This window comes from Paenibacillus alginolyticus DSM 5050 = NBRC 15375 (assembly GCF_000422905.1).
Lineage (GTDB): Bacteria > Bacillota > Bacilli > Paenibacillales > NBRC-103111 > Paenibacillus_E > Paenibacillus_E alginolyticus.
The window spans coordinates 91639-107248 of sequence record NZ_AUGY01000001.1 but is presented as its reverse complement, the minus strand read 5'-3'; the positions used below and the strand labels follow the sequence as shown (position 1 = coordinate 107248).

The 15610-nt window shown below is 43.5% G+C and carries 20 protein-coding genes and 1 tRNA gene; all 21 read right to left on the bottom strand.

Annotated elements, in window-relative coordinates; translation table 11 throughout:
- Positions 1 to 118: 118 nt before the first annotated feature.
- On the bottom strand, positions 119 to 1096 hold the full coding sequence (locus G519_RS0100610) for a polyprenyl synthetase family protein (RefSeq protein WP_029193016.1): 978 nt from the start codon (positions 1094 to 1096) through the stop codon (positions 119 to 121).
- The gene (locus tag G519_RS0100605) at positions 1093 to 1956 is read right to left on the bottom strand and encodes a menaquinone biosynthetic enzyme MqnA/MqnD family protein (RefSeq protein ID WP_029193015.1); all 864 of its coding nucleotides are present in this window, start codon (positions 1954 to 1956) and stop codon (positions 1093 to 1095) included. The genes G519_RS0100610 and G519_RS0100605 overlap by 4 nt, the downstream gene beginning before the upstream one ends.
- Entirely contained in the window at positions 1937 to 2548 is a 612-nt protein-coding gene (locus G519_RS0100600; protein ID WP_029193014.1) for a UbiX family flavin prenyltransferase, read from the bottom strand. Before G519_RS0100600 ends, G519_RS0100605 begins: the two co-directional genes overlap by 20 nt.
- Positions 2545 to 3420 carry a UbiA-like polyprenyltransferase gene (locus G519_RS0100595; RefSeq protein ID WP_029193013.1) on the bottom strand — a complete coding sequence of 292 codons (876 nt, stop codon included), beginning with the start codon at positions 3418 to 3420 and terminating at the stop codon, positions 2545 to 2547. Before G519_RS0100595 ends, G519_RS0100600 begins: the two co-directional genes overlap by 4 nt.
- 6 nt (positions 3421 to 3426) lie before the next feature.
- Positions 3427 to 4176, bottom strand: a complete 750-nt coding sequence (locus tag G519_RS0100590; RefSeq protein WP_029193012.1) for a demethylmenaquinone methyltransferase — start codon at positions 4174 to 4176, stop codon at positions 3427 to 3429.
- 18 nt (positions 4177 to 4194) lie between these two features.
- Complete coding sequence (locus tag G519_RS0100585; RefSeq protein ID WP_029193011.1) at positions 4195 to 5061, bottom strand: heptaprenyl diphosphate synthase component 1; 867 nt, start codon at positions 5059 to 5061, stop codon at positions 4195 to 4197.
- 96 nt (positions 5062 to 5157) lie between these two features.
- Entirely contained in the window at positions 5158 to 5691 is a 534-nt protein-coding gene (locus G519_RS0100580; protein ID WP_029193010.1) for a hypothetical protein, read from the bottom strand.
- A gap of 123 nt (positions 5692 to 5814) precedes the next feature.
- Positions 5815 to 6063, bottom strand: a complete 249-nt coding sequence (gene mtrB / locus G519_RS0100575; RefSeq protein WP_029193009.1) for a trp RNA-binding attenuation protein MtrB — start codon at positions 6061 to 6063, stop codon at positions 5815 to 5817.
- Between the two features lie 78 nt (positions 6064 to 6141).
- The gene (locus G519_RS47130) at positions 6142 to 7068 is read right to left on the bottom strand and encodes a phosphatase PAP2 family protein (RefSeq protein ID WP_051252979.1); all 927 of its coding nucleotides are present in this window, start codon (positions 7066 to 7068) and stop codon (positions 6142 to 6144) included.
- Positions 7069 to 7164: 96 nt separating this feature from the next.
- Positions 7165 to 7238 (bottom strand) — tRNA-Pro (locus tag G519_RS0100565).
- Between the two features lie 154 nt (positions 7239 to 7392).
- Positions 7393 to 7665 carry an HU family DNA-binding protein gene (locus tag G519_RS0100560; RefSeq protein ID WP_029193008.1) on the bottom strand — a complete coding sequence of 91 codons (273 nt, stop codon included), beginning with the start codon at positions 7663 to 7665 and terminating at the stop codon, positions 7393 to 7395.
- A 246-nt stretch (positions 7666 to 7911) separates the two neighbouring features.
- A complete protein-coding gene (gene spoIVA, locus G519_RS0100555) occupies positions 7912 to 9390 on the bottom strand; it encodes a stage IV sporulation protein A (protein ID WP_029193007.1) in 1479 nt (492 codons plus the stop codon).
- A gap of 304 nt (positions 9391 to 9694) precedes the next feature.
- A complete protein-coding gene (locus G519_RS0100550) occupies positions 9695 to 10444 on the bottom strand; it encodes a hypothetical protein (RefSeq protein WP_036631719.1) in 750 nt (249 codons plus the stop codon).
- A gap of 23 nt (positions 10445 to 10467) precedes the next feature.
- Positions 10468 to 10815, bottom strand: coding sequence for a 2Fe-2S iron-sulfur cluster-binding protein (locus G519_RS0100545; RefSeq protein WP_029193005.1), 348 nt, complete (start codon positions 10813 to 10815; stop codon positions 10468 to 10470).
- A 31-nt stretch (positions 10816 to 10846) separates the two neighbouring features.
- Positions 10847 to 11434, bottom strand: coding sequence for a nucleotidyltransferase family protein (locus G519_RS41210; RefSeq protein ID WP_051252978.1), 588 nt, complete (start codon positions 11432 to 11434; stop codon positions 10847 to 10849).
- Between the two features lie 27 nt (positions 11435 to 11461).
- Positions 11462 to 11755 (bottom strand): 2Fe-2S iron-sulfur cluster-binding protein, encoded by a 294-nt coding sequence (locus G519_RS0100535; RefSeq protein WP_029193004.1) that lies wholly within the window; start codon positions 11753 to 11755, stop codon positions 11462 to 11464.
- Positions 11756 to 11776: 21 nt separating this feature from the next.
- Entirely contained in the window at positions 11777 to 11956 is a 180-nt protein-coding gene (locus G519_RS0100530) for a DUF2768 family protein (RefSeq protein WP_029193003.1), read from the bottom strand.
- Positions 11957 to 12059: 103 nt separating this feature from the next.
- On the bottom strand, positions 12060 to 12341 hold the full coding sequence (locus G519_RS0100525) for a stage VI sporulation protein F (RefSeq protein WP_029193002.1): 282 nt from the start codon (positions 12339 to 12341) through the stop codon (positions 12060 to 12062).
- Between the two features lie 77 nt (positions 12342 to 12418).
- On the bottom strand, positions 12419 to 13462 hold the full coding sequence (locus tag G519_RS0100520) for an NAD(P)H-dependent glycerol-3-phosphate dehydrogenase (RefSeq protein WP_029193001.1): 1044 nt from the start codon (positions 13460 to 13462) through the stop codon (positions 12419 to 12421).
- Between the two features lie 164 nt (positions 13463 to 13626).
- Positions 13627 to 14229, bottom strand: a complete 603-nt coding sequence (gene plsY, locus G519_RS0100515) for a glycerol-3-phosphate 1-O-acyltransferase PlsY (RefSeq protein ID WP_029193000.1) — start codon at positions 14227 to 14229, stop codon at positions 13627 to 13629.
- Between the two features lie 13 nt (positions 14230 to 14242).
- On the bottom strand, positions 14243 to 15568 hold the full coding sequence (der, locus tag G519_RS0100510) for a ribosome biogenesis GTPase Der (protein ID WP_029192999.1): 1326 nt from the start codon (positions 15566 to 15568) through the stop codon (positions 14243 to 14245).
- Positions 15569 to 15610: the final 42 nt, after the last annotated feature.

Here is a 15610-nt window from a genome sequence, read left to right as displayed (position 1 = left end):
ACTTCCTCCTTATAGTTTCCGTAAGAAACATCTGCATAAACTTACTCTTGGTTCAATCTATGTATTCTCCACTAGTTTACACTTTTTGTCAGCTTTTCTCAAATCGAAGAACAATCCATTAATAAGAACGATTTCCGATAAAATGTGCAATTTCAATGAGATCTTTCTTAGCTTGAACATTTGGCAGTTTGTCCAGAGAAGCAATGGCCTTATCAATATACTTCTGAGACAACAAATCTGCTTTATCAATGCCTTCACTACCACGGATCATATCCAAGAATTGAGTGACATCGGTTTGTCCATCCAGCTTATGTATACGGTCTAGTTCTGATAAAATGAGCGGCTTCAAGGATTCGTCCTGCATGGCAAGCAGAACTGGAATCGTTATGTTTCCTTGTTTGACATCGCTGCCCGGCGGTTTCCCTATTTGCTTTTCCGTGCCAATTAAATCCAGAATATCATCCCGTATTTGAAACGCCATACCTACGTTATATCCAAAAGCATACAGCTTGCTGCTTATCCAATCAGGTGCATCAGCTGCCATGGCCCCTAATTGGCATGAAATGGCAATAAGTAGTGCCGTTTTACGTCTAATCCGTAATAGGTAATCTCGAATGCTTTGCTCTGAGTGGAAAAAGAAACGAATTTGCTCCATTTCCCCAATTGACATCTCTACAATGGCCTTAGACATAATTTGATGGACTGCCGGCTTATGAATTTGAGTAATGACCCCTAAAGCTTTGGCAAAAATAAAATCACCCGTGAACATGGCAATCCGATTATCCCACTTGGATCGGACGGTCAATTGTCCGCGTCTTGTGTTTGCATCGTCAATCACATCATCATGAACAAGCGATGCCATATGTATGAGCTCGAGCGGTACCGCGACATGCTTCATCGTTTGGAGATGATAGCTCCCAAACTCGCCTGAAAGCAGAACAAAGACGGGGCGAATCCGCTTTCCTCCCGCTTTCAGTAAATGCATAGAGGTTTCTCGCAGCATCGCATGATCTGTATACACGCTTTCCTCGAGCTCTTTTTCAATTGCAGCTATATCCTTTTTCTTTCTTGTATAGATTTCCATTAGATTTTTCATTCTGTCACCCGTGCGTTCATTTTCTCTGACCATAAACCAATACTTACCGGCTTCGGCAGGAAACCAAGCTCATAACAGTACTTGTAATACGTAGCAAGTCCTTCCCATTGTTCCGATGCAAAATCATAACATAGCGTATGAAAATAATGATGCCAATACTGCGATGTCCCACCAACTGTACTTTGTGCTTCGCGGATCATTTCTTCCGGATTTTTGTGTGCTTTGGCTTTACTTGCCATGAAAGCCTCAAAAGCAGCTGCTACTAATTCCGGATACTTCTCGGTTGTCTCTCTTCGAATCGCCCATACGGCAAATGACATCCATTGTCCCGTCCATTTGGCCCATTCTTGCCCAAGATCTGTAATCATATACGTTTGATTGTGCCAACTCTCTTTAATCGCATCGTCTCCGATCAATAAAGCCCCATCTGCTTTTTCCATCATCTTTTCTAAATTAGGTTTCGCATATTCATATGTCGGGTTCCCATTATAGAATTTTTGGAGAATGATTTTGAGTAAATTCACTGATGTAGCTGAGGTTGTAGGCAACACAATATGTCCATTCGCAATTTCACGTAACGGCTTTTCATGGAACAATAAAATGGAATTCACTTCTCCATAGGCGCTAACGGAAAGATCCGGATACAACATGTAATTTTCAAAGGATTCTCCGTAAGCAAAGGAAGAAATGGGCCCCATGTCGATGTTACCAGCAGCCATTTCTTGATTAAGGGATGTTGGGACTTGTTCAATAATGTCGACCTCAGAGCTCTTCATAAGTTCGGGAAAGTAATAGTAGATCGGCCAAACGTTCGTATAATTAATCCGGCCAATTCGTAGTTTAGGGTCTAGGTTGCTCATTGTTATCTCCCCATCTTCTGTATAAGGAATGTTCAATGTCCATGCTATCCAGCACTTTACCCACCAAAAAATCGACCATTTCATCGATAGAACACGGACGATTATAAAAGGCCGGCATTGCCGGGAGCATGCGTACCCCCATTCTTGACAAGGTTAGCATGTTCTCCAAATGTATGGCGTGCAATGGCGTTTCCCTTGGAACCAGGATTAATTTTCTTCCTTCTTTGAGCATGACATCCGCTGTTCGCTCCAATAAATTATCAGATGAACCATGAGCGATCCCTGATAAAGTTCCCATTGAGCAAGGAATCACAACCATGCCCTTGGTCCGAAAAGAACCACTTGCCACGGTTGCCCCAATATCAGCAATTGGATGATAGTCAAAAGAGCCTGCGCGGCCGCCAAAATGTTCCTGCAGCATTTCTTGGCGTTTGCCTGCGTTCCAATCCAATTCGTCATGCAATACTCTCCAGCCTGCATCCGTAACGATTAGATGAACATTTAAGCCTTGATCCAGCAGTACTTGGCTGAGCCGCACCCCATAGATAGCACCACTAGCTCCAGTAATCCCTACTACCCAATTGCCGCTCATGAATGCTGACTCACTAGCACATCAAGTAAGGTGAAGGCAAACATCACTAAGCTCAGTACACCGTTCATCGTGAAAAATGCTGTGTTCAATTTGGACAAGTCTTGCGGTGAGACAAGTCGATGTTCTTTGTACAAAATAAAATAAGCGATAATAAGTCCAATTAAATAGAACCAACTCAAGTGTGTAATGAAAAACAATGTGACTAGACCAACAGCAGTAAGAACATGTAGGACACGAGCGGTATTCAAGGCAGCCTTAATCCCGAATCGGCTTGGTAAGGAATGAAGACCTTCATTCCGATCAAACTCGGCATCTTGACAAGCATAAATCAAATCGAAACCTGCGCTCCAACATACTACTGTCAAGTAGAAAATAATCGAAGACCATGTAAATTGACCGGTTACGGCAACCCAGCCTCCAAGTGGAGCTAATCCTAAGGTCAAACCTAAGACAAAGTGACAAGTCCATGTAAACCTTTTGGTGTACGAGTAAAAGACAAGAAAAAACACTGCAATTGGCAGCAGTTTCATGGATAAAGAGCTTAAATTAGAGGTCGCCCAGAAAAGCATCGCAAACGAGATAATGATATAAATAATAACCTGTTGAATGGAGATAAGCCCCGCGGGTATGGCTCGATTCTCCGTCCTTGGATTTCTTTTATCAATGGCTTTATCAATCACACGATTCAAGGCCATCGCTGCAGTTCTCGCTCCAACCATCGCAAGCGTAATCCAACCGATCTGGGCCCAGCTAGGCAGATGTCCATTTAATACGACTGAGCCTAGAATGGCTCCCATGAAGGCAAAAGGCAAGGCAAACACACTGTGCTCAAATTTAATCATTTCCAAAAATATTTTCAATTTAGTAAACATAGCTGACTACACTCCTGATTTCGTTTTCCCCTTAGTACCTATATGCAAGGCAGCAACCCCACCTGTTAATGGGTACGCCTCTACATGCTCCAATCCTTGTTTCGTAAAAATAGCGGCTAACTGTTTATGGTCTGGAAAATGGATCAATGATTCCGGCAGCCATTTGTACTGTTCGTACTTCTTTACAATTAGTTTGCCCAAAAATGGCAGTACGCGTTGAAAATAAAAATAATAAATGGACTTGAACGGCTGCCAAGTTGGTTTGGAGAGCTCTAGAGACACAACTAGCCCTCCGGGCTTAACGACACGCTGCATTTCACGGATGACCTGCTCCAAATCGGGTACATTACGAAGAGCAAATCCGATCGTTGCATAATCAAACGTGTTGTCGTCAAACGGAAGACTCATCGCATTGCCTTGAATGAGCTCAATCTGCTGATCCAAGTGAAGCTGCTTGATTTTCTCTGCACCGTAATCCAGCATGTTTTGGCTAAAATCCAGCCCAACCATTTTACCGCTTCCACTTGCCTGAGCAAGACTGATCGTCCAGTCGCATGTGCCGCAGCACAGGTCAATAGCTGTCTCCCCCGGCTGAACGTTCATCTTCTTCATTGTGAATTTACGCCATGCTTTATGCCTACGAAAGCTTAGGATACTGTTCATAAGATCATATTTGGGTGCAATACTTTCAAAGACTGAGTGAACGAACTCTTCTTTGGTTTTGGTCGTATTCGTTTTGCTATTTGTTTTTGTCATATTCATCTGGATGTCACCTCAAATTTCTTCTAGCACTTTGGGCTGCTTCGCTGAGAATCGAAGAAACGGCTCCCCAATGTGAAACAGTTCACTTATTAGTTTATCCGATTCAAGTTGCTGTACTTTGGACTGCAACTGCTTGGTGTGGGAGTCCAGCATCTGATAAAGCTGCGAAGTAATATTATATTTATGAATGAGTGTACGAAGTCTAGTTTGATCGGATTCATCCGCATGCAGTTGCTTCCGTTCTTCCTTCGTACCATGCTGAAGAATGTGCCAGAATCCCCAGCTGTCCCTGAAATTCGCCGCAGATTCTACGCGGAAAATTTCTTCAAAAATAACCTCACACTTGGCATAGCTTCTCAGAATATCCGGCCATGCTTGATCATACACCTCAGTCATAAAGTCAGAGAAAGACAAAAACAGCTGAGATTTAATTTCCACGGTTAGGTGGATGTAATCTTCTGCCGTCAATTTCAATTGCTTCATTTTCATGTAGATATTCATTTTGAGCCGGTTGACTTCACAGATTGCATTCGACAACTGTTTAATCATCTCGATCTGGCCTGCCTGTGCAAGGAGATTATAAAAGCGGGAACTGAAATAATCCCCTGCAAGAACTTTTAATTGCCTAGATCTTGCTGCCTTTTTCTCTTTGACATCATTAGATGCTGTAACCAAATCATGGGTATCGAGCGCTAGTTGAACAAGCGACGTAGCTAGCGTATACAACTCGCTTGAAGAACTGAACTTACTGTTTCCGTTCAAGAATGCAAACAACAGACGTGTGCGAAGCTCCGGAAAATCGGGCAAGTCTGTGTGATTTTGAATCATATCATACTCTGTGTATTGCTTAGCGATCTCTGGGATCCGATAAGAATTCATGCAAAAGCCTCCGTAACCGTGTGCCAAATCATTTATGTTCAAAACATGCTCAATTCAAGTCATTATATCATAACACGTAAATAGAAGCACATTTAATTATAAGGGATATCTTTGCTGCCATTTAGAGGTGTATGTGATACGAAAACGGTTTTGTAATTGCTGTTCAAGTTGAATAAGGCTGAGTTCATTCGCGTTCTTCTCCATATCTTTCCCATATTCGCGCTCTGCAACCATAGCCAGCACAAGCTGTGTAGATGTTGAATCTGTAACGCCCGAATAATCGATGACACGAACCCATATTTGATTGACATTTTTCGTTTTCGTGATCATGGTTTGTGCGATTGTGTACAAATCTCGATAGACGGCAGCAGAATCCGCGTTTTTCGGTAAGCTCAAATCAAGGGACATGCGGGAGTTGCTCAGCTCAACTTTGCGAATCCGCAGGTGAAGTGGGACTTGCACCAGTAAATCTACCATATTATTATTTGTTAGCTCCCCTGCACGATTGCTTGACCAATTATAAGGCGAACCTAACCCTGAGGAACGATCCATCTTCGGAAGTAGAGATAGACAGACGACTATTATAATAGATAGACCTAACGTCAACACAATACGCATCGACCATTTCATGAACAAGCACCTCCTACACTTTGCAAGCACCAAACGAGTTAACTAAGCATTCGGTAGTTCCAAGCCCTATACATCATTCTACAAAGAAAAAAAGCAGGCTATGCCTGCTTTAACAATTATAAATTATTCTTCTGTGTCAATCGTACCGTACTTGGTCATGATAATTGCCTTGCCTCTAACCTTTACTGCGGATGTATGCTCCGTGAACTGAGCAATCATAACTTCGCCCTTGTCCAGCTTTTCTGTATGATGAAAGCGAGTATCTTGACCACGGGTTAGCCCGATAACATGTACACCATTATCCTTGGCTTTAATAACGAAATATTCATTGCCATTCGTATTCGGGTTATTCGATTTATTCGGTTGATCCATTTCCATCCTCCGTTCTTGCCCTAAACTACAATCCTAATCTTCATGATGCCAAAAAAGGTATCGGGAAGTCAACCGGCCTTAAATTGTTATCTCGTTGGAGGCAGCTTTCGTTCCCTTTTGGTAAAATTTCTTAAATGTCGTTGGCAGCATGTTCTTGGATCCTATCCGTATGAGTAAATCAGATAGCTTGACCGTGCCAAATGCAAATAACATACCTGCGAATACATCGATCAGCCAATGAATTTGTAAGTACAAGGTTGAGAAAATGATTGCCGCGCAGTAGGTGACCATCATCGTTTTGAATATACGGTCCTTTTCTCGCAGGGCGAGAAGAAGCATAGCAAAAGAGATGGAAGTATGCATACTAGGGAAACAGTTCATCGTAGCCACAAGTAAAGAGTTTTCATCCGTAAAAACACGGTACAATAAGTCAGGCTGCTTATTCACATACCAAACTTCATGCAGCAAAATTAAATTGTAAAAGGGCAAAATAAGTGGGAATTGCAGCATGTGGCCGGATAAGGCATAAGAAAGCATTTTTTTAATACTGCGTGTCCAGAAGCTCCGCACAATGCAGATCCACAAAGATAAGACAAAGCCGTAGTTATAAATCCAAACCATCGCTTTATCTAGAAAAGGGGATGCAATCCATCTCGCCCATCCGCCCGTATTCAACGGAATTGCGTTCATATACGCATCCCAATGCCAAGGATGGCGGTTATTTTCAAACATCCAATTGGCGATTCTCCACCAGAAACCATTTCCCGTCCCGTAAAAGTAATAAAATACGCCTAGTAAAGGAATACCAAAAAGGAAGAATCGTTTCCAATCCACATCAACTTGGTCTTTGCGGATACCTAGCAAACAAATTAACAGCAGGATCCAACATTCCTTACTCCAATTCCCAACCGTACCGATGCGCCAAACCAAGAAAATAGAAGCGATAATGCCAAACATCGTCCAATCTTGCGATTTCACGAGCGCGTTCAGTTTCAACTTATTCAAGACCGTTCCCCCTACATCTTCTAAGAAGTTCTATCTGTTTTGGAACAAGTCTCTTCATGAGAAAAAGACATCGGACTTTCGATGTCTTTTTCATAATCGGAGTAACACGATTCGAACGTGCGACCTCACCCACCCCAAGGGTGCGCGCTACCAGGCTGCGCCATACCCCGTTTGTAGCTTAAGTTTACTTATTCACTTTTGTAATTATAGTAGGAGATTTTGGAATTGTAAAGGCATTTTCTATTAGCAATAAACAAAGCCGCGACAGCTATTAGCGGTCACGGCTTTGTTGTTATATAACGTTCAATAGTATGTAAAACGCGATTATTGAATGCCATCTTTAAGTGCTTTACCAGGTTTGAAAGCTGGAATTTTGCTTGCTGGAATTTCGATCTCATCACCAGTCTGTGGATTACGTCCTTTACGAGCAGAACGTTCACGAACTTCAAAGTTACCGAATCCAACTAGTTGTACTTTATCCCCGCCTTGCAGCGCTTCGGAAATTGCATCAAAAACAGCATCAACTGCTTTAGTTGCATCTTTCTTGGAAAGCTCAGAGGTTTCAGCAACCTTGTTAATCAATTCAGATTTATTCATGCCATTCACCTCCCCCCAAGATTTCTCACTTCCGTTACTTCCTGTTTTCACCGTTTCTTCAGAAAATATACATTATCCAATGAAAAATCGTTGATTTTCTTAGTAAAAATGAACTTCGAAAGCAGACGAATAAATTTATAGTAATACACTCCGACAGCAATTTCAAGTATCGTTTACCAAATTATGTGGGTATTTTTGCTATTAAACGACAAAAAACACTCTTTTGAGTGTTTTTTGTCTACATATTTACAAAATTATAGCAATTAAACCGCCAGATCCTTCGTTAATAATTCGGCCAAGCGTCTCTTGCAGTTTATAACGCGCATTGTCCGGCATCTGGGCAAGCTTCCCTTGAATCCCCTCGCGAACAATTGAATGAAGCGATCTTCCGAATATATCGGACTCCCATATTTTAAGCGGATTGTCTTCGAAATCTTGCATGAGATAGCGGACAAGTTCTTCGCTTTGCTTCTCCGTACCGATAATCGGTGAGAACTCCGACTCTACATCCACACGAATCATATGAATAGACGGCGCTGTAGCCCGTAAACGGACACCGAACCTAGATCCTTGACGTATTAACTCCGGCTCATCCAAAGCCATCTCAGCGAGCGTCGGAGGCGCTATGCCGTAGCCTGTCGTTTTCACCATCTCAAGCGCCTCAGCGAATTGATCATATTCTCGTTTCGCATGCGTGAAATCCTGCATGAGCTGAAGCAGATGATCTTTGCCGCGAATTTCTACCCCGACAACTTCAACCAGAATGCGGTCGTATAGCTCATCAGGCGCAAACAAGTCAATCTCCGCTACACCCTGCCCCATATTAAGTCCGGCCAAAGCGGCTTTATCAATGAACTCATAATCGCCGAATTGACTAACGACACGATCAACGTCGCGAAGGCGTCTAATATCTTGAACCGTATCACGTACGGAAGCTTCGAATTGAGTCCGCAGCCAATGATTCTCGTCAAGAACCATCACCCAGCTTGGTAAGTTCACGTTCACTTCATGAACTGGGAACTCATAAAGCACTTCACGCAGCACAGAGACCATTTCCTCTTCGCCTGCGCTTGCTACACTCATTGTCACAACAGGGACGTCATAGCGGCTTTGCAGCTCGCTGCGCAGCTCAAGCGCAGGCTCACTATTTGGTTTCTGTGAGTTAATGATGACAATGAAAGGTTTGCCTACTTCTTTCAGCTCATTAATGACTCTTTCTTCTGCCAACACGTACGAAGACCTCGGAATATCAGAAATCGTACCATCGGTAGTTACAACAACACCGAGTGTCGAATGCTCCTGAATGACCTTGCGAGTTCCGATTTCAGCTGCTTCCTGGAATGGAATCGGTTCATCGAACCAAGGTGTATTAATCATCCGCGGTCCGTTCTCGTCTTCATAGCCTTTGGCGCCATCGACTGCGTAACCTACACAATCAACAAGGCGAACATTCACATTCAGCCCTTCGGCCACCGAAATTTGGACCGCCGTATTCGGTACGAATTTCGGCTCCGTTGTCATAATCGTGCGGCCAGCAGCGCTCTGCGGGAGTTCATCGGTAGCCCGGATCCTATCCGCTTCACTTTGAATGTTAGGAAGCACTACAGATTCCACAAAACGCTTAATAAAGGTTGATTTTCCTGTCCGGACCGCTCCAACAACCCCCAGGTAAATGTCCCCTCCCGTTCGTTCTGCAATGTCCTTAAAGATATCCACTTTCTCCAAGAGAATCCCTCCTACAGTTTGGTCGTCAACTGACTTTTGTGACGGTAACAATTGACTACTCGTACATTCATTTGGACTAGTAAGAAATATATGTACTTTCGATAGAAATATGATAGATGCGTATAATCTTTTTTTTGACGCTCATATTTTATGAAGCACATACGGCTTTCTTTATAGAACCATATTTAGGGGAACTTGACGCTAGATCAAAGTCTCACCACATTGAGAAAATATATGATTGACTTGTATCGGTTATTCTGAAAATCTAAAAAAACCTCTTACAGATTTCTGTAAGAGGTTGCGTCTATTGTTTATTCTGCGGCATGGGCTGATTATTTTGCCATAAATACGGATTGCTTCGTATAGGCACGAAATAAGTTTTATTTACGAGAATCTCTCGCAAATCCTGATCTGACTTCAAAGAGCTTACTAACGAATTGCTTTGGATAAGCTGCATCATGTCCATCGCATAATCAATCGATACATCACCCGTTTGCTTGTTTACCAAATAGGATATGAAATTTTTGCGATTGTAAACGGACTTGATCTCGGGAGATTTCATGCCTAGCTTATCAAAATCTACATAGTCAAAAGCTTCATTAATAGCAATCCCCGGAGGCAGGTTACCCTCATGCTTTACCTTGTAATCATTGATCTTCTTCTGGACGTCCTCCACACTTTGATAAGCGGATATATCCATCAACTTCACCAATGGCTTTGTTTCCACATCGACCAGCACATAGATAAAAATGCCGCCGCTTTCGAACGCGTTTGCCGGAACGGTGCTCAACAGATTCGTTTTTTTCAATTTGCCAAAATCAATCACATATTTCTCATAGAGGGGTGTTGTCATCTCACTATTCTTGATCGGTAGAACGCCGTTCTTCTCGTGGTAGAGATCTATGGCCTGCTGAACAACGGTAATGAACTCAGCCGGGTTAATTTGATTCTCTTTGCGCATTTCCTTAGGATAAGCACAACCACTGAGCAGCAAGACTATACTAAGTATGATACCTGCCCAACTGCCAGGTAAAAGGCTTCGAGCTATTTTCACGACATAATCATCCTATCTTTTATCTAAAATAAATCGTCTTCCTCCGCTTGCCTCGCAAGTTGGGCACGTATGGCAGCCTTAAGAGGATCTTCAGGCACCGTAACCTGCACAGAGCCAATCACACGTGCTTGACATGCAAGTCGAAAGCCCTCATCAGCCTGAGTACCTAGCTTTAACCGTTCATTGACATTCATAGGTGCCAGGCCGCTAGGATCATCAACCTTGACCTTACACATAAGACAAGCCGCCTTGCCATCACAACGGGTACGTATGTGAACCTTAGCTTTGCGCCCTGCATCCAGCAAGGTCGTTCCCGCTCGAACACTTATTTTTTTGTTATCGGGCCAAAAATGTACTTCTGATCCATTCATCGCGTCCACCTTCTGATAGGCTATCTTCCTGCTAATTGCTTGAATCTATCAACTGCTCTAATTTCCGCTCCAACTCGCTTCCCCAGTGATTTCTTTGCATTAAATCACTTAGCGCCTGCATATGCATCTCTGGAAAAGCTTTCATCGTTCTGGCTATAGCTTCATAGCGATCAGGACGATTGCGAAGTAAATTAAAGAGGAGTTCATGGGCTAATGGCATCATTTTAACTTCCTGTTCGTCGATCATGACCGAATGGCTATGATTCTCCCATAGATAAGAGGCTTCCACTTGGTAAGAAGAATGCAGAGCATTCACCCTGAAATCACCAACGACTTCCACAGCATTTCCACCGATATGATAATGACTTAGGATTGAAGCATAAATGGGGGTTTCACTATAAATCGGTGCATCCACCGAATATTCTAATAAAGAAGTATGTACAGCAATTACATCGCTGTCATCAACATAAATGTCCAGATCTCTTGGACTTCTTCCAATATCTACGTTTTGAAAAAGCAGTCCGCAGCTTCCACCGATGAGCCATCGTACGTCTGGAACTTTCAATAAGTGTGTATGGATGGTTGTAATCGTTGGGAGTAACGGCTCCAGCAGGACCAAGATGCCCACACCTTTCAGGCAGAAATTTTAGAAATAAGGCTTATGCGTAACGGAAATATGACCGGATTGCTTCACTATAGACTGGCAAGCTAACCGGTAGCCCTGCTCGATCTCCTCAGGCTCCAAACGGCTCTCTTCTTCATCCGAAGGCAATGACAACAGTTCGCGGCCAGAAGCAACATAACAACGGCATCTGGCGCAAGTACCCCGTGTACAGGAAAATCCCCAATCTAAATCTTCTTTGAGCGCGTGGTCTAGAATCGTTAATCCGGTAACCGGCTCTATCGTTTTCTGAGTTTTGCGTGTTTTCAATTCTAACATCGATATCTCGCCTCCAGGTTGCTAAAACAAAGATAGCAGCATGTAAAGTAAAATCGGAATAAATAGGAAAAAAGCAATTACGGATAACACAACACGTAGAGCTCCTGAGGTTCGAGTTCTTGCGTAAGAAATTAATAATGACGCGACTACCATGAGTCCGATCGCCACGAATGAAGCCCACATTTTGTCTAAACTTGACATAATCTTAACTCCTTATGTATGAAACATTCAAATTGATCACCAGTAAGTATAGCATAGGATGAGAAAAAAAGCATAAAGGGGAACGATTTCCCCTTCATGCTTTTTATTTCTTACCCATCATCATGTTCATTAATTGCTGCATATTATTGGAATCCAGTTTACTGCTTTTGACCGCCTGAACGATATCATTGATGGTCTCTTCAGATACCTTCACGTTCACTAAACTAGAAACTTGTTTGATGAGTTGGCGAAGTTGAGTTTCACTTTGCAGGGTAGAAGGTGTCACACCACTGGCTATTTTTTCAATATCTTTGGATGTAACGGATTTACCTGTTTTCTTTTTCACCACATTTAATACGTCTTTCGAGATATCCTTATTCGACAAATGTGCCGCCTCCCTATACCTTTGGATGACTGGATCTTCTAAGGTATAGTATGAATGCGGAAAGGAAGTGGTGTAGGCTACTTCAACACATTTGTTGCTGATTCGCTGGCAACTTCTTCGATCTCATGGGTTCTGACGCGCCCCATCAGATCTTGTGCAGCTAGCTGAGGGGACTTCCCATCGAAGAGAACGTTGTATAACTCATCTGTAATTGGCATGGTTACATCAAATCTGCGGCACAACTCATAAGCAGCTTTCGTTGTTTTCACGCCTTCTACGACCATTCCCATCTCTCTGAGCACGTCGTCCAAGGGTATTCCCTTCGCTAACTTATTGCCGGCACGCCAATTCCTGCTATGTTGACTCGTACAAGTCGCAATCAGATCGCCAATCCCCGCTAAGCCCGCAAATGTAAGTGGATTGGCTCCCATTGCGGTACCCAAACGTGCAATCTCGGCTAGGCCTCTCGTTACAAGAGCAGCCTTCGCATTATCACCAAATCCTAGACCATCTGTCAAACCAGCGCCTAGACCAATGATGTTCTTCAGCGCTCCCCCAACCTCTACGCCTGTAACATCTGGATTCGTATACACACGGAAGTAGGAGTTAATCAGTAAATCCTGTGCAGCTTCAGCCGCTCCCAAGTCTTGGGCCGCGACAACGACAGTCGTCGGGTATTTGCGAATAACTTCCTCTGCATGACTTGGACCGGAAAGGACAACAAGCCGCTTGGCATCCATGTCAGGAAGCTCATCGGCAAGAACTTCAGTCATTCTCTTTAACGTCCCTATTTCAAAGCCCTTGGTCGCGTGAATGATTAATGCATCCTTCTTCAAAAAAGGACGCATACGTGATGCTACCTCGCGCATTCCGGTTGAAGGCACGACCATGATGATCGCATCAGCATCTTCTACCGCCTCCTGCAGCGAGTTAGTCGCTACAATGAGCGGCGATAGCTCCACATCTTGAAGAAAGCGGCTGTTACGATGCTTTTCATTTATTTCTATAACCTGATCCTCATTACGAGACCATAAAAGCACTTGCTTCCCATTATCCGCCAGTACCGAGGCAAGTGCCGTCCCCCAACTTCCTGCTACTAGGACCGATACTTTGTTTGACAAGGTTACTCCTCCTAAAAGTTTTGCTTTAGCAAAACTGGCTTCGTAAGCATTAACTGAGTTTTCGTGAGAAAACTTACTTCGTAAGCGTTACTGAGTTTTGCTTTAGCAAAACTGGCTTCGTAAGCATTATTGAGATTTCATAGAAACTGGCATCACGAGATTAGCTATGCCCTCTTCTGACCTAGCTTGTTCTCTTTACCTTGAATGAGCTTCACAATATTCGTACGATGACGCATAAAGGCAAACGCACACAGCAAAATGCTAATCCACAAGATAGGCAAAGGTCGATCCATCCCCCAAATAAGGAAAGGTAAAAGTGCTGTTAGAATAAGGGAACCGAGCGATACGAATCTGGTGACCGCAATGATGACGATTGCTGTTAAACCAGCAATTAACGTTGGTATGAAGCAGAGTGTTGCCATAACGCCGATGGTTGTCGCGATACCTTTACCGCCTTGGAAGCCGAAGTAAACCGGCCAATTATGCCCGACGATGGCAGCGAGTCCACATAATACACGTATCCAGATGTCATCAGGTCCAGGAGCTGCCCATGTTCCAATCCACACGGCAGCAACTCCTTTTAAGGCATCCAGCAAGAGAACTAAAATGGCAGGCCCCTTACCCAGAACACGAAGCGTATTTGTCGCCCCCGCATTGCCACTCCCATGCTTACGGATATCAATGCCTTTGAACCATTTTCCGAATAAATAACTAAAGCTTATGGAGCCTAATAAATAACCCGCTACAATTGTTATTATCGAAAGCAATGCACAACATCTCCTATTCTTTGTCCGATGATTTCCTACGGCTTAAGATACGAATCGGTGTTCCTTCAAATCCGAAGGCAGCACGAATCTTGTTATCCAAGTACCGTTCATATGAAAAGTGCATGAGCTCAGGCTCATTCACGAAGAGCACAAAGACAGGAGGCTTAACAGCAACTTGTGTCACATAGTTAATACGCAGGCGTTTGCCTTTATCCGTAGGAGGCGGATTGTAGGCTACTGCATCCGAAACAACATCATTAAGCAGATGTGTTTGTACGCGCAGGGAATGATTCTCGGCAACCTGAACAATAACAGGCAACAGCTTGTGCAAGCGCTGCGTCGTTTTGGCTGAAACAAAAACAATTGGAGCGTAGCTTAAGAACAAGAAATGATCACGAATGGTTTGCGTAAAATGCTGCATCGTTTTATCGTCTTTATCGACGATGTCCCATTTATTTACGACAATCACGATCGCTTTTCCTGCTTCATGCGCATATCCGGCAATATGCTTGTCCTGATCGATAATACCCTCTTGACCATCGATAACGACGAGTACAACATCAGCACGCTCAATCGCTTTCATGGCACGCATGACGCTATATTTCTCCGTGTTCTCGTAGACCTTGCCTCTTTTACGCATTCCCGCCGTATCAATAATAACAAACTTTTGTCCATCCCGTTCAAATGGCGTATCGATGGCATCGCGCGTTGTTCCCGCCACATCACTAACGATGACCCGTTCTTCTCCAAGAATGGCATTCGTCATCGAAGATTTCCCGACATTCGGTCGTCCGATTAGGGCAAATTTAATGACCTCTTCGCCGTATTCATCGTCTTTTTTATCAGGAAACAAGTTGCAAACGACTTCAAGTAAATCACCGATCCCGATACCGTGGGAACCTGAAATCCCGACTGGATCGCCGAAGCCTAAAGAATAAAACTCATAAATATCATCTTGACGCGCAAGGTTATCTACTTTGTTAACAGCAAGTACGATCGGTTTTTTGGAACGGAATAACAATTGGGCAACTTCTTCATCTGAAGGTGTTACACCCGCTTTGGCATCCACCATAAAAACAATGACATCCGCCTCTTCAATAGCAAGCTCCGCTTGAATACGAACAGATTTGAGGATCGCATCCTCCCCATCAATTTCAATACCGCCTGTATCAATGACACTGAATGACGTATTGAGCCATTCACCTACGCCGTATAATCGATCACGTGTAACACCCGGTTTATCTTCCACAATCGCAAGCCGATCGCCTACGATCCGATTGAAAATGGTGGACTTGCCGACATTGGGTCGGCCTACAATTGCAAGTACAGGTCTAGCCACTACTCATTCACTCCTTCGAATTCCATGATCAGCCATGGAAAA